The sequence below is a fragment of the Microbacterium faecale genome (assembly GCF_014640975.1).
Lineage (GTDB): Bacteria > Actinomycetota > Actinomycetes > Actinomycetales > Microbacteriaceae > Microbacterium > Microbacterium faecale.
Genome location: NZ_BMHO01000001.1, coordinates 2,662,385 through 2,675,608 on the forward strand (window position 1 = coordinate 2,662,385; position 13,224 = coordinate 2,675,608).

Here is a 13,224-nt window from a genome sequence, read left to right on the forward strand (position 1 = left end):
GTCGGTCAAGGGAAGACGAGGGGTATGAGCAACCAGTTTGATAAGGCAGGACAGGTCGACGAAGAGCAGCATTTGGTGGGGGTGATGTATGCGCGGCTCGATGAAGAAGTGGCTGTGAAGCTCGCCACGCGGGAGCGCGTGCTGGCCCGGCCGATCGAGGACCCGAGCGACCGATATGCAAAGGACATCGAGACCGCGCATCTGAACGAGGGAATCGGTCGGTTGCGGTCGGCGGAGCATTCTTTGTGCTTCGGACGTATCGATTCCACCGAAGGTGACGCTTTTCATATTGGCCGGGTGAGTTTGCGCACCGACGACGGAAACCTCCTGCTGATTGATTGGCGGGCAGAGGCCGCCCGCCCGTTCTATTCGGCGACGATGGCCGCTCCGATGGGGGTGCGCCGCCGCCGACATCTGCGTCTCGACGGGCGTCGAGTGATTGATGTCAATGACGAGATCCTTGACGGCACTTCCCCAAGAGAGGGAGACCTCGTCGGCGACAGCCCCCTGGTGGCTGCCCTGAGCGCTGCCCGAACGGGAAAGATGCACGAGGCCGCCGCGACGCTGCAGACCGAGCAGGACGAGATCGTCCGCTCCGATCATCGGGGAATCATGGTCGTCGACGGCGGACCCGGTACCGGTAAGACGATTGTGGCGCTGCACCGCGCCGCTTACGTCCTGTACGCATTCGAGTCCATCGCTGAGCGCGGCGTGCTGGTCTTCGGACCGAACCAGCGGTTCCTCACCTACATCTCCGACGTGCTGCCCTCCCTCGGCGAGAACGACGTGCAACTGGCGACGATGCCCGACCTCGTCGGCGCACAAGCCACACGAAGCGAACCGGACGCAGTGGCACGCATCAAGGGCCGCGCCCTCATCGCCGAGGGCCTCGCCCGCTGGGTGCAGCGCCATCAGCCGCACGGTGTGGCGCTGGAGCTGAAAACCTCACACGACACGGTCGTCCTCGACGCATCGATTGTCGATGCCGCTCGCAGACAGGCGTTGCAGGGCGATACCGGTCACAACCGTGGCCGTGAACTCTTCATCGAGTACATCGTCGATGATCTCGTAAACGAACTCGAACACCGCACCACCAAGGAACTCGACGACTTCGAGGAAGAGATCGAGACCCTGCTGGGTACCAACCTCGACCGATACGGCCCCCGAGATCACCACAACACCACGGAAGCATCCGACGGACTCGACATCGACTGGGACAGCATCCGCGACGACCTCCTCGACGACCCCGCCATCGACCAGGCAGTCACCCGCGTCTGGCCCCGCCTCGACGCCGTCGATGCGGTCCGCCGTTTCCTGAACGACCACGACACGCTCACGGCCGTCCTTCCCGACGTCTCTGAGGACGAGGTGGCGCTGATGACGTCAGGCACGGTGGGTGGGTGGAGTCACGCTGACCTCGCGCTCCTCGATGAAGCACACGCCCTGATCGACGGCGTCCCGGAGAGCATCTACGGGCACATCGTGGTCGATGAGGCGCAGCAGCTCTCTGAGATGCAGTGGCGCATGCTGATGCGTCGCTGCCCCGGCAAGTCCATGACGATTGTCGGAGACCTCGCCCAAGCAGGGCCCACGACGACCATCAGGTTCTGGGATGACGCACTGGCCCCGTTCGTGCGAGACCGGTTCATTCATCGCCGCCTCACCATCAACTACCGCACCACCGCTGAGATCCTCGAATCCACCCGGCCACTGCTCGCTCAGATCGCGCCCGACCAGGAACTCTCCGAATCCATCCGGCACGGCGAACAACCACGCACCCTCACTACGAGCGAAGAGCACCTCACCAGCCAGGTGGCGGACCTGATCGGTGAACTCGCGCGGGATCATCCGCACGAGCTGATCGGCGTCGTTGCGACCACCGAACGCGCCCTCACACTGGAGAGCGTCGAGCGGGCCAGCACGGCCACGATCGTTCCCGCGCCAGACGCACGCGGTCTGGAGTTCGACACCGTCGTCATCATCGACCCCACCGGGATCGAGGCCGCGAGCGAAGCAGGCATGCGCGACCTCTACGTCGCCCAAACCCGAGCAACCAAACACCTCGCAAGCGTCCTCCTCGACGGAACCAGGAATGAGGCGGTGTGAGCCGGGACCGAGAAAAGCCGTCCTGGGAGGTAGCTGCCACTTTCCAGGACAGCTTCGACGGGACGAGAATCATCGCCCGCCGCTGGCCGAGATCGCAATGAGACTCGGTCGTGACTCAAGCAACGACGAAGGAGACACCCCCTCGCAATGAGGACTACTCGCCGATCACTGCGAGGACACGTTCGCTCCATAGAGCGAAACCGCCTCACGCCTTTGATTGCGCACAGCTCGCGGTGTTGCGTTCAGGGGCCGCGATCCTGTTCGGCGAGTTCGGCCACCGTTACCTCAATCGCGGCGACGCTGTGCTGATCACGCCCTTTCACCTTGGTTGGCGTCGAGCCGGAGCCATGGGTCACAATGACCACGCTCTATGTCGACAACGATTATCTGATTGACCAGGTTTTCTGGCAGTACGCCACTGTGTTCTCTGACCGCCTCGACACCCAGAGATTCCTCGATGCCCGAACCCCGGACCCTGCCCGCGTGATCCGCCTGGGTGAGGAGAAGGTCGGTCTGCTGATGCCCTGGCTCGATGAACTCGCAATCCTCAGCACAAACGGGCACCGGCGCGACCTGGATGGGCCGACGCAGGCATCCCCCTGCACGTGCCGCAATGCATCGTCGGGCACAAATCCATCGAGACCACCCGCGGCTACCTCCACCCAGATACCCGGTACCTCACCTCCGCCGCCGCACGCGCCAACGCGTTCCTCGACAGACACGAAACCCCCGAGCGCGGGAGCTCCGCAACGTCCGACCGAGCGACGGCACCTCGGCGATGAAAACGCGGCCGATCGCAGCCCAAAACGGGCTCCAGGTCCCGGCTAGGTCCCGGCTCGTCACAACGGCAGCAACCGACGCGTCCCGGAATGCATCAGCACCCGCGGTCGGATGCTTCCATAAACCCCTCCGAAAAGGACAACAGAAACGACGAAGCCCAGGTGAGAAACTTGCTCTCACCTGGGCTTTTCTGTCGGGATGACAGGATTTGAACCTGCGACCCCTTGACCCCCAGTCAAGTGCGCTACCAAGCTGCGCCACATCCCGTTGTTCTATTTTCGAGCCGTACCGAGTCGTTACCGCACTTGACCCCCAGTCAAGTGCGCTACCAAACTGCGCCACAGCCCGTTGTTCAGTTGTCGTCGCCGCGCAGGCAACTCCGAAAGTCTACCCGAGGTCACAAAGCGCGGCGAATCGCTCGCGGGGCCGGGCGCGTCAGTTCGCGCGCCGCAGCCGGACGACTGGGATGACGCGATCCGTGCCGCGCTGATACTGCGCGAACCCGTCACTCATCGCTTCAAAACGCGCCCACGCCGAATCGCGCTCATCGCCCTGCAGAACGTCAGCTCGGACGGCGACCGCTCCCTCGTCGGGATCCTCGATGGACACGTCAGGGTGTGCGACGAGATTGTGGAACCAAGCTGGGTTCGTCGGCGCACCGCCCTTCGAGGCGGCGAGGAACCATTCCCCGTCAGCGGGACGGACTGCGGCCAGCGGCGTCACCCGCTCGGCGCCGGTCCTCGCACCGACGTGGTGCAGCAGCACGAGGCTGCGACCGAAACCCATGGTCTGAACGGTGCCGCCGTTGGCGCGAAACTCGTCGATGATCTTCTGGTTCCAATCGGCCATTTCTCGATCATGACATGATGCCGGACGTCTAGCGCGAAAGATCGATGATTCCTAGGCTGTCCTCATGTCGACGATGACGACAACGCCCATCTCGCCCGATCTCTGGGACGACGTCCAGCAGATCTTCGCGGGCGGAGGTGATGGGCCCGAGTGCCAGTGCATCTGGCCGATGCTGCGAAATGCCGACGCCTCCCGCACCACGCCGAACGAGCGTCGCGAGATGTTCCGCGCGGAACTCGGATCCACGCCCGCGCCCGGCATTCTGCTCTACGTCGACGGCGATCCCGCCGGGTGGGTGCGGGTCGGGCCGCGCCCCACGCAGCAGCGCGTCGTCCACATGCGCGGCATCGCCGAAGCCAGCGGCCTGCCGCTCGACGATGCCTCGGTATGGGCAATCACATGCTTCTCCGTGCCGCGTGGTCACCGCGGCGAAGGGATCATGGCCCATCTCCTCGCCGCCGCCGTCGACCATGCCCGTGCGCACGGCGCCCGCGTCATCGAGGCGTATCCGCGGGATCCATCGCAGAAGCGAACCGGATCGAACGAGCTGTTCGTCGGATCCCTCACGACGTTCACGCGGGCCGGGTTCGACATCATCGCGCCGCTCGGTTCAACGAAACAGGTCGTCCAGCTGAAGCTCTGAGGGACAATGGATCCATGTCCAATCCGACCACCGCTCGCGTCGACGTGTGGCTCTGGGCGGTGCGCGTGTACAAGACGCGTTCGGCAGCCACGACGGCGATCCGCGGTGGCCACGTGCGCGTCAACGGCGACCCGGTGAAGGCCTCATACAACGTCAAGATCGGCGATGAAGTTCGCGTGCGAATCCAGGGCTTCGACCGCATCTTGGGCGTCGAGCGGATCCTGTTGAAGCGCGTGGGCGCCCCGCTCGCCGCAGAGGCCTACGAGGATCGCACTCCTCCCCCGCCGCCGCGCGAGTTCGTCGCCCCGATCGTTCATCGCGACCGCGGCACGGGACGACCGACCAAGCGTGAACGACGCAAAATCGACCGGCTCACGGGCCGCGACTCACGAAGCCGCTGACGCCCTACGCGGGTAGACGATCGCGCAGCCAGCGTGCACCGTGCACGCGGGCGCCGGCGTCTTCTAGCCGTTCGCGGAGCTCACGGTCGCTCGTGATGGCCGTGACGCGCATCCCCGAGCGCACCATGGCGTCGGCGCGCTCGACGATCTCGTCGTCACCGGATCCGTCAGCGCGGAACACCGCGAGCGCACCGGCGTCGATGCCGCGCGCCTCGCCCTCGACCACAGCGGCGACGACCGGCTGCCAGTGATGGAGTCCGAGCTCGAGATCCTCGGCGGCGAAACCTCGTACCGCCAGCGCGGTCAACCGCCCGAGCAGGCGCTCTGTCGCCCCCGTTCGGTCTTTCCACCAGCCATCCGGCACCGAACCGACGACGTTCGCGGCGTCCACGAGCACGACCGGGTGCTCCTCAAGCGCGGCCCGCAACACGGGCCACGCGGCACCGAACGCGGGATGAAGCTCATACTGCGCGACCTCGTCGACCGGTACCCAGCGCAGCTCGACCGATTCCGGATCCGTGACCTTCGGTTCGAACGGATCCGCGACGTCCGCGATGACCGTCGTGTAGCGCCAGATGCCAACGTCGAAAACGTGCTCGGCGCGCGGAACGACCGCGCCTTCCGGCACGCCGGCCTCCTCCTGAGCCTCGCGGATCGCGCCGGCGACAGGTGTCTCGTGCTCGTCGCTCAGCGCGCCGCCCGGCAACGCCCACGTGCCACCGAAGTGGCTCCACTCGACGCGGTGCTGCAGCAGCACGCCTCGCCGAGAATCGTATGCAAGAAGCCCCGCCGCACCATACAGACCCCAGTACCTGGCGCCCTCGTCGCTCTCCACCCACGCATCCCCGGGGTGCTGAGCGCGGCGCGGCGGGAGACTGGTCATGACCCCACTCTACGAAACCGTTCGTCCGCGCCGGGGGCGAGGCGCAACGCGACGACACGGCGAACCTCGCCGACGCTCTCGAAATTCGGCGGGATCCCGGCGAAATGCGTGTCTTGTCGAGATGGTCGGCGAATTTCGAGATGGTCGGCGAACCAGCCCGCCCCGCAAAGGTACCGGCCCGCCCCGCAAAGGTACCGGCCCGCCCCGCGGAAAGGCCTGCCCTACCGCTTGCGGCGCTCGCGTACGCGCATGTTCACGACGATGGGCGTGCCCTCGAACGAGTACAGCTCGCGCAGCCGCCGCTGAATGAACCGGCGGTACCCGGGGTCGAGGAAGCCCGTCGTGAACAGCACGAACGTCGGCGGGCGCGTGCTCGCCTGGGTGCCGAAGAGGATCCGCGGCTGCTTACCGCCCCGCAGCGGGTGCGGGTGCTCGGCGACGAGCTCGGTGAGGAATGCGTTGAACTTGCCCGTGGGGATCCGGCGATCCCAGTTCTCGAGCGCCTGCTCGAGCGCGGGCACCAGCTTGTCGAGTCGGCGGCCGGTCTTTGCCGAGATGTTGACCCGCGGCGCCCAGGCGACGTGGGCCAGATCCTTCTCGATCTCACGCTCGAGGAACCGGCGGCGCTCCATCTGCTCCAGTTCGGGGGTGTCGAGCAGATCCCACTTGTTGAAGGCGAGCACGAGCGCGCGGCCCGATTCGAGCACGAGCTCGATGATGCGGATGTCCTGCTCGCTGATCGGCTGACTCACATCGATCACGACCACCGCGACCTCGGCCTTTTCCAGAGCGGTCGAGGTGCGCAGACTCGCGTAGAAGTCGGCACCCTGGTGCATGTGCACGCGGCGTCGGATGCCGGCGGTGTCGACGAACGTCCACAGCTTTCCACCGAGCTCGACGACCTCGTCGACGGGGTCGCGCGTCGTGCCGGCGACGTCGTCGACGACGACGCGCTCCTCCCCCGCGGCCTTGTTCAGCAGCGAGGATTTGCCGACGTTCGGGCGCCCCAGGATCGCCACTCGGCGCGGTCCGCCGATCTCATGCTTCGCGACCGCAGAGATCTTCGGCGTCTTCTCCATCACGGCGTCGAGCATGTCGGCAACGCCGCGCCCGTGGATGGCCGAGATCGGGTGCGGCTCGCCGAGTCCGAGGTTCCACAGCGGCGCAGCCTCGACCTCGTGCGAGGGGTCGTCGATCTTGTTCGCGATGAGGAAGACGGGCTTCGTCGTACGACGCAGCAGCTTCACGACGTGCTCATCGGTCGCCGTCGCGCCGACCTTCGCGTCGACGACGAATAGGATCACGTCGGCCAGTTCGATCGCGATCTCGCTCTGCGCAGCCACCGACCGGTCGATGCCCTTCGCCGAGTGCTCCCACCCGCCCGTGTCGACGAGCGAGAACCGGCGGTCGAGCCACTCAGCCTTGTACGTGACGCGGTCGCGCGTCACGCCGGGGGTGTCCTCGACGACGGCCTCGCGGCGGCCGAGGATCCGGTTCACGAGCTGCGACTTGCCGACGTTCGGGCGCCCGACGATCGCAACCACCGGCAGGGCCGGCAGGTACTCGTTGCCCTCCTCGTCGACGCGGATCCCCTCGAGGAGATCGGCGTCTTCTTCGTCGAGGTCGTAGTCGGCGAGCGTCTTGCGCAGCGCCTCGGCGCGCGCTTCGATCAGCTCCTCGTCGAGGTCTTCGAGGCGTTCGGCGAGGTTGTCGTCCGCGCCCTCGTATTCGTGGTCAGCGGCCATCTCGGCCCCCTTCTCGTCGCTCGTCGATGACGCGGATGACCGCATCGACCGACTCGTCGAAGTTCAGATTGGTGGTGTCGACCGTCTCGACGCCCTCTGCGGCGTTGAGGAAGTCGACGACAGTGCTGTCAGACGCATCACGGCGTCGCATCGCCTCGGCAACCTTCGCGACGTCGGCGGCGCCCATCTCCGCGCTTCGCCGTGCGGCACGGACGTCGGGGTGGGCCGTGAGCAGGATCCGCACGGGCGCGTCCGGCGCGACGACGGTCGTGATGTCGCGCCCCTCGACGATGACGCCGGGCTGCGATGCCTCCGCCACGATCCGCCGGAACAGTTCGTTGATCTTCGGCCGCACGGCGGTGGTCTTGGCCACGCCGGATACCGCCGCGGTCGTCTCGGGCGTGCGGATCGCGGTCGTCACATCGGTGCCGCCCACGCGGACGGAGCGCTCATCGGGGTCGAGCGAAATCTCCGGCTCGAATGTCGAGAACGCCGCCTCCACGGCGTCGGGGTCGTCCGTCGAGGCCTCGCCCTGGGTGACGTGCCATGCGAGGGCACGGTAGACGGATCCGGTGTCGAGATAGCCGAAACCGAGGCGCCGCGCGGTTTGCTTGGACACGCTCGACTTGCCGGACCCGGCCGGTCCGTCGATGCCGACGAAGAATGTCTCAGTCACCCGTGCTCGCAATCCGCCATCCGCGTGAGGTCAGGCCGTCGACCGTGGGCTGCACCGCCGCCGGCACGACCGCGATCTCGGCGAGCCCAAGGGGCGCCCCCGGCGAGTGCTCCAGTCGGAAGTCTTCCACGTTGACCCCGAGGTCGCCCAGGTCGCCGAAGAGGCGGCCGAGCTGGCCAGAGGTGTCGTCGACCATGACGACCAGCGATTCGAAGCGCCGCCGTGAGCCGTGCTTTCCCGGCAGGCGCTCGACACCGACGTTGCCGCCGCGGATCGCGTCGGCCGTCGTGCGACGGGCACCGGGTGCGTCCGGCGCGCGCAGCGCGTCTGCGACGGCGCGCAGGTCGTTCGCGAGCAGGTCGAGCTGCTCGACAATCGGATCCGCGTTCGCGGCGAGGATCTGAACCCACAGTTCCGGTGACGAGGCCGCGATGCGCGTCGTGTCGCGTGCACCCTGGCCGGCCAGCGACAGCGCCTGCTCAGGCGCGTCCGCGAAGCGTGCGGCGAGAAGCGACGCGACCACCTGCGGCACGTGCGAGACGAGCGCGACAGAGCGATCGTGCTCCTCGGGCGTCATCTCGATCGGGACGGCGTCGAGATCCAACGCGAGCGCCTCCACGAGTGCGAGCGCGCGGGAGGGCGTCTCTCCATCCCGGCAGACGACCCACGGGCGCCCCGTGAAGATGTCCGCTCGCGCCGAGATCGCTCCTCCCCGTTCGCGGCCGGCGAGCGGGTGGGATCCGATGTAATTGGTCAGGTCGACGCCTCGCTCGCGCAACGCACGCAGCGGCTCGAGCTTGACCGAGGCGACGTCCGTGACGACCGCGTGCGGGAACGCCGTCAGCTCGGCCTCGATGACATCGGCGACGACATCGGGCGGCGTGCACACGACGACGAGAACGGGGTCGTCGGCATCGGTCGCCGCGCTGCCGGCGCCGTAGTCGATGGCGAGCCGCAGCTGCGCGGGCGACGTGTCGGTGAGCCGCACGTCAACGCCGTTCTGTGACAGGGCGTGGCCGATGCTGGATCCGAGCAAGCCGGCTCCGACGATCCGCACGGATCCGTCGACGCGCGCTCGACGACCGGGCACGAGCGTATCGGTCGTCACTCGGTCTCCTTCATCTCGCGGGATTCGCGCGCGAGGGTCAGCAACGCGCCGCGCTCCACTTTATCGAGTTCGCGCGTCGCACCGGAGGCGAGTGTGCCGAGATTCAGCGGACCGAACTGTCGACGCACGAGCTCGACGACGGGGTGCCCCACCTCCGCCATCATGCGCCGCACGATGCGATTGCGGCCCGAGTGGAGGGTCAGCTCGACGAGGCTCGAGCCACGCGAGGAGTCAAGCACCCGCGCCTTGTCCGCCTGAATCGGGCCATCGTCGAGGTCGATGCCGCGGGTCAGGCGCGCGACCGTCTGCGCGGAGACGGCGCCGGTGACCTTCGCGATGTATACCTTCGTGACACCGAATCGCGGGTGCGCGAGCACGTTCGCGAGCTCCCCGTCGTTCGTCAGGACGAGAAGCCCAGAGGTGTCGGTATCGAGGCGGCCGACGTTATAGAGGCGCTCCGGCCATTCGCGCGTGAACTCGCGCAGATCGCGTCGATCCTGGTCATCGCGCATCGTGCTCACCACGCCGGTCGGCTTGTTCAGCACGACATACCGCTTCGACACATCGAGCTGGACAGCCTGACCGTCGACGTCGACGAGGTCGACATCGGGGTCGATACGCGTACCGAGCTCCGTGATCACGGATCCGTTCACCCGCACACGACCGGCGACGATGAGGTTCTCCGACGCGCGCCGCGACGCGACGCCGGCGCCACTGAGCGCCTTCTGCAGGCGCACGCCCTCGGGCTGTTGATCCGACATCCCTCTATTCTGACGGATCCGGCCTGATCCCTTGCCCAGTCCGCGGCTCAGGCGAAGTCGTCGAAGCCGTCCGCGCCGTCGTCGAGGAGCGGAGAGATCGGAGGCAGCTCGGACAGCGCGTTGATGCCGAGCTTCTCGAGCAGCAGATCGGTCGTGCCGTAGTGCATCGCCCCCGTCTCCGGATCCGCGTGCATCTCGGTGATCAACCCGCGCGCAAGCAGCGTACGGACGACGGAGTCGACATTCACCGCGCGGATCTGAGCGACCTGTGACCGCGTGACGGGCTGCTTGTACGCGATGACGGCGAGCGTCTCGAGCGCTGCCTGCGACAACCGGGCCGGCGCCTGATCTCCGATGAAAGACGTGACGATGTCGTCAAGACTCTCGCGCACATAGATGCGCCACCCGCCGCCGACTTCGCGCAGTTCGAATCCGCGCACCGGCCCGGCGTCCTCGCCGTCGTAGTCGGCCTTCAGCGCGGCGAGCGCGCGTCGCACGCCCGCGACCGGTCTGCCGACCGCGGTCGCGAGGTTCACGACGCTCATGGGCTCGTCCGCGACGATCAGCATCGCTTCGAGACGTTGGCGCACCTCGACGTCATCAGTTGTCATAGTCGGCTCCCAGCGTCGCAAGAGTCTCGTCGGTCCACGTCTCGGCCACCCACCGCACCGTCAGCTCGCCGAGCGGTTCGAGCTGTTCGAAGGCGACGGCCGCGTGCCGGTACAGCTCGAGGATCGAGATGAAGCGCGCCACGATGACGCCGGGGCCGTCAGCGCCCACCGCGAGCTCACGGAACGTTGTGGATCCAAGCGTGCGCAGCGACGACACGACGATCGCGGCCTGCTCGCGAATAGACACCTGCGGCGCGTGCAGATGGTCGAGCCCCACGGTGGGGATCTCACGCGGGGCGAACGCGAGGGTCGCCAGCGCCGCGAAGTCGTCAAGCGACAGCGTCCACGTCAGCTCGGGGGTCTTCGCACGGTACTTCTCCTCGAGCGGAACGTCGCGCGTGCGACGCGCGTCTTCGCGGGAGATGTTCTCCGCGAACCATGTGGAGACCTCTTTGAACGCGCGGTACTGCAGCAGACGTGCGAACAGCAGATCGCGCGCCTCGAGCACCGCGACCGCTTCCGCGTCGACGAGTTCTCCCTGCGGCAGCAGGCCCGCGACCTTCATGTCGAGCAGCGTCGCGGCCACCACGAGGAATTCGCTGGCCTGGTCGAGCTCCTCCTCCGGACCCAGCTCTCTGAGATAGGAGATGAACTCGTCGGTCACGGCCGACAGCGCGATCTCCGTGATGTCGAGCTCGTGCTTCGTGATGAGACTCAGCAGCAGGTCGAACGGCCCGTCGAAGTTCGCCAACGAGACGCGGAATCCCGTCTCGTCCGGCGGGCGCACCGCCGCGTCGAGGGCGGCGTCCGACGGATCCGTCATCGCCCTATGCGACAGCCTCGCGCCACGGCGCAGTGCCTACCGCGGATCGGGTCGATCACTACGCGACGGTGCCACGCCTCGTACTGAGCCGTGGCACTCCGCACAGTATCCGTCTGCCGCCTACGGCGGATCGGTGCGATCACTACGCGACCGCCCCTCTGTGCACGAGTTCGCGCGCGAGGCGGAGATACGCCTGAGCGGCATCATGACTCGGCGCGTACTCGATGATCGGAACGCCCGACACGCTCGCGTCGGGGAACTTCACCGTGCGCCCGATAACGGTCTCGAAGACCTTGTCGCCGAATGTCTCGACGATGCGCTCGAGAACCTCACGCGAGTGCAGCGTGCGCGCGTCGTACATCGTCGCGAGCAGCCCGTCGAGTTCGAGCGAGGGGTTCAGACGATCCTGGACCTTCTCGATCGTCTCGATCAGCAGCGCGACGCCGCGCAGCGCGAAGTACTCGCACTCAAGCGGGACCAGCACGCCGTGCGCCGCCGTGAGTGCGTTGACGGTCAGCAGGCCCAGCGACGGCTGGCAGTCGATGAGGATGACGTCATAGTCCTTCGCCACCTTGCTGAGCACGCGCGAGAGGATCGTCTCGCGTGCGACCTCGTTGACGAGGTGCACCTCAGCTGCCGACAAGTCGATGTTCGCGGGGATCACGTCGAGGCCGTCAACATTCGACGGGATGATCGCTTCGTGCGGGTCGCTCTTGGTGTCGAGCATCAGGTCGTAGATGGTCGGCACGTCGTGCGTCGCGATGCCGAGGCCGGCCGACAGCGCGCCCTGCGGATCGAAGTCGACCGCGAGTACGCGTCGCCCGTAGTTCGCCAGCGAGGCGGCGAGGTTGATGCTCGTCGTCGTCTTGCCGACGCCGCCCTTCTGGTTGCACAGCGCGATGATCCGCGCCGGCCCGTGTCTGTCGAGTTTCTCCGGCGTCACGAATCCGTTGTAGGGGCGGCCCGTTGGGCCGATAACGACGTCGTCGTTCTTCTTCGCCACCGATGTTCCTCCTGACACGCTCCGTCGAGTGTATCCGTCTCGTTACCTCCCAGCACGCAGGAACGCCGCGCGAGGCGGATGCGGGACCTCTCTCGGACGAACGTGAGAGGGGCACGTTCATGGATCCCGACGTCATGACTGCGGTACCATGACGTCACCCTGGAAGCAATGAGGCCCCATGTCCCTGACGTCTCCGATCCGCGCGGATGTGGAGGAACACCGCGAGGCGCTGCTGCGTGCCGCCTGCGGGCTCGTGGCCGAGCACGGCAGGAAGTCATTCACCGCTCGTGACATCGCCGAGCGAGCGGGGTTGAGCCAGGCCACGTTGTACCGACACTTTCCGTCGAAGGCTGCGCTGATCGATGCTGTCTCGGTCGATCGATGGGAACGCGCGCTGTCGTGGGCGGAGGAACATCGCGGCGAGCGCCCTGCCGTCATCGACGTCGTGTCGATCCTCGAACGCTTCTCGAACATGGTCACCGATGATCGCGACTTCATCGCGAACCTCGGACTCACGGTCGGTCAAGGCCCGAGCCCGATCGTGCCGGTGCGCGACGAGTTTGACCTTCGCTTCGGCGAGCTCTGGAACCGCGCACGCGGTCAGGGTCACATCCGCGCTGGCACACATCACCAGGACGTCATGGAGCTGGTGGGTGCCATTCGCGAACCCGTGCGGCGCACGAACCGGCTCAATATCGTCGTCGACGGCTTCTGTCTGGGCGCCGACGCCAGCGAGCTCATCTCCGTCGCGCAGCGCGTCAGCCCACCGTGGGACCACGACGCACACAGCTGACCGCCGCGATCTGAGACAGTTCGACGCGTTTGGTCTCGTTTC

13 protein-coding genes and 1 tRNA gene are annotated in these 13,224 nt (G+C 66.8%); 4 read left to right on the forward strand and 10 right to left on the reverse strand.

Annotated features, from left to right (window positions below):
• The first annotated feature begins 24 nt into the window (after positions 1–24).
• Positions 25–2,106: a HelD family protein gene (locus IEW87_RS12780; RefSeq protein ID WP_188712555.1), complete on the forward strand. Its 2,082-nt coding sequence runs from the start codon at positions 25–27 to the stop codon at positions 2,104–2,106.
• 973 nt (positions 2,107–3,079) lie between these two features.
• Here IEW87_RS12780 and IEW87_RS12785 read toward each other — a convergent pair.
• Together IEW87_RS12785 and IEW87_RS12790 are read right to left on the reverse strand one after the other, a co-directional pair.
• Positions 3,080–3,153, reverse strand: a tRNA-Pro gene (locus IEW87_RS12785).
• Between the two features lie 168 nt (positions 3,154–3,321).
• Positions 3,322–3,735, reverse strand: a complete 414-nt coding sequence (locus IEW87_RS12790) for a nitroreductase/quinone reductase family protein (protein WP_188712556.1) — start codon at positions 3,733–3,735, stop codon at positions 3,322–3,324.
• Positions 3,736–3,799: 64 nt separating this feature from the next.
• Between IEW87_RS12790 and IEW87_RS12795 the strand changes: the two genes are divergently transcribed.
• The gene (locus IEW87_RS12795; protein WP_188712557.1) at positions 3,800–4,378 is read left to right on the forward strand and encodes a GNAT family N-acetyltransferase; all 579 of its coding nucleotides are present in this window, start codon (positions 3,800–3,802) and stop codon (positions 4,376–4,378) included.
• Between the two features lie 14 nt (positions 4,379–4,392).
• A complete protein-coding gene (locus tag IEW87_RS12800) occupies positions 4,393–4,779 on the forward strand; it encodes an RNA-binding S4 domain-containing protein (RefSeq protein WP_188712558.1) in 387 nt (128 codons plus the stop codon).
• Between the two features lie 4 nt (positions 4,780–4,783).
• On the opposite strand, the gene IEW87_RS12805 is transcribed toward IEW87_RS12800, so the two are convergent.
• The 8 genes from IEW87_RS12805 to IEW87_RS12840 all read right to left on the reverse strand — a co-directional run bounded on the left by IEW87_RS12805 (position 4,784) and on the right by IEW87_RS12840 (position 12,389).
• A complete protein-coding gene (locus IEW87_RS12805; protein WP_188712559.1) occupies positions 4,784–5,662 on the reverse strand; it encodes an NUDIX hydrolase in 879 nt (292 codons plus the stop codon).
• A gap of 221 nt (positions 5,663–5,883) precedes the next feature.
• A complete protein-coding gene (gene der / locus IEW87_RS12810; protein ID WP_188712560.1) occupies positions 5,884–7,407 on the reverse strand; it encodes a ribosome biogenesis GTPase Der in 1,524 nt (507 codons plus the stop codon).
• The gene (cmk, locus tag IEW87_RS12815; protein WP_188712561.1) at positions 7,397–8,083 is read right to left on the reverse strand and encodes a (d)CMP kinase; all 687 of its coding nucleotides are present in this window, start codon (positions 8,081–8,083) and stop codon (positions 7,397–7,399) included. The genes der and cmk overlap by 11 nt, the downstream gene beginning before the upstream one ends.
• Entirely contained in the window at positions 8,076–9,191 is a 1,116-nt protein-coding gene (locus IEW87_RS12820) for a prephenate dehydrogenase (protein ID WP_229731154.1), read from the reverse strand. The genes cmk and IEW87_RS12820 overlap by 8 nt, the downstream gene beginning before the upstream one ends.
• A complete protein-coding gene (locus tag IEW87_RS12825) occupies positions 9,188–9,952 on the reverse strand; it encodes a pseudouridine synthase (protein ID WP_188712562.1) in 765 nt (254 codons plus the stop codon). Before IEW87_RS12825 ends, IEW87_RS12820 begins: the two co-directional genes overlap by 4 nt.
• Before the next feature lie 47 nt (positions 9,953–9,999).
• On the reverse strand, positions 10,000–10,563 hold the full coding sequence (scpB, locus tag IEW87_RS12830; RefSeq protein ID WP_188712563.1) for an SMC-Scp complex subunit ScpB: 564 nt from the start codon (positions 10,561–10,563) through the stop codon (positions 10,000–10,002).
• On the reverse strand, positions 10,553–11,386 hold the full coding sequence (locus IEW87_RS12835) for a segregation and condensation protein A (RefSeq protein ID WP_188712564.1): 834 nt from the start codon (positions 11,384–11,386) through the stop codon (positions 10,553–10,555). The genes scpB and IEW87_RS12835 overlap by 11 nt, the downstream gene beginning before the upstream one ends.
• Positions 11,387–11,528: 142 nt before the next feature.
• The gene (locus IEW87_RS12840) at positions 11,529–12,389 is read right to left on the reverse strand and encodes a ParA family protein (protein WP_373285122.1); all 861 of its coding nucleotides are present in this window, start codon (positions 12,387–12,389) and stop codon (positions 11,529–11,531) included.
• Between the two features lie 178 nt (positions 12,390–12,567).
• On the opposite strand from IEW87_RS12840, the gene IEW87_RS12845 reads away from it, so the two are divergent.
• The gene (locus IEW87_RS12845; protein WP_188712566.1) at positions 12,568–13,182 is read left to right on the forward strand and encodes a TetR/AcrR family transcriptional regulator; all 615 of its coding nucleotides are present in this window, start codon (positions 12,568–12,570) and stop codon (positions 13,180–13,182) included.
• The last annotated feature ends 42 nt before the right edge of the window (positions 13,183–13,224 follow it).

What these genes read in the sequence shown, in the direction of transcription:
- IEW87_RS12795 (WP_188712557.1), top strand. Translation starts at nt 3,800, where the DNA reads ATGTCGACGATGACGACAACGCCCATCTCGCCCGATCTCTGGGACGAC.
- der (WP_188712560.1), bottom strand. Translation starts at nt 7,407, where the DNA reads ATGGCCGCTGACCACGAATACGAGGGCGCGGACGACAACCTCGCCGAA.
- IEW87_RS12825 (WP_188712562.1), bottom strand. Translation starts at nt 9,952, where the DNA reads ATGTCGGATCAACAGCCCGAGGGCGTGCGCCTGCAGAAGGCGCTCAGT.
- IEW87_RS12805 (WP_188712559.1), bottom strand. Translation starts at nt 5,662, where the DNA reads ATGACCAGTCTCCCGCCGCGCCGCGCTCAGCACCCCGGGGATGCGTGG.
- scpB (WP_188712563.1), bottom strand. Translation starts at nt 10,563, where the DNA reads ATGACAACTGATGACGTCGAGGTGCGCCAACGTCTCGAAGCGATGCTG.
- IEW87_RS12800 (WP_188712558.1), top strand. Translation starts at nt 4,393, where the DNA reads ATGTCCAATCCGACCACCGCTCGCGTCGACGTGTGGCTCTGGGCGGTG.
- IEW87_RS12835 (WP_188712564.1), bottom strand. Translation starts at nt 11,386, where the DNA reads ATGACGGATCCGTCGGACGCCGCCCTCGACGCGGCGGTGCGCCCGCCG.
- IEW87_RS12845 (WP_188712566.1), top strand. Translation starts at nt 12,568, where the DNA reads ATGTCCCTGACGTCTCCGATCCGCGCGGATGTGGAGGAACACCGCGAG.
- IEW87_RS12780 (WP_188712555.1), top strand. Translation starts at nt 25, where the DNA reads ATGAGCAACCAGTTTGATAAGGCAGGACAGGTCGACGAAGAGCAGCAT.
- IEW87_RS12790 (WP_188712556.1), bottom strand. Translation starts at nt 3,735, where the DNA reads ATGGCCGATTGGAACCAGAAGATCATCGACGAGTTTCGCGCCAACGGC.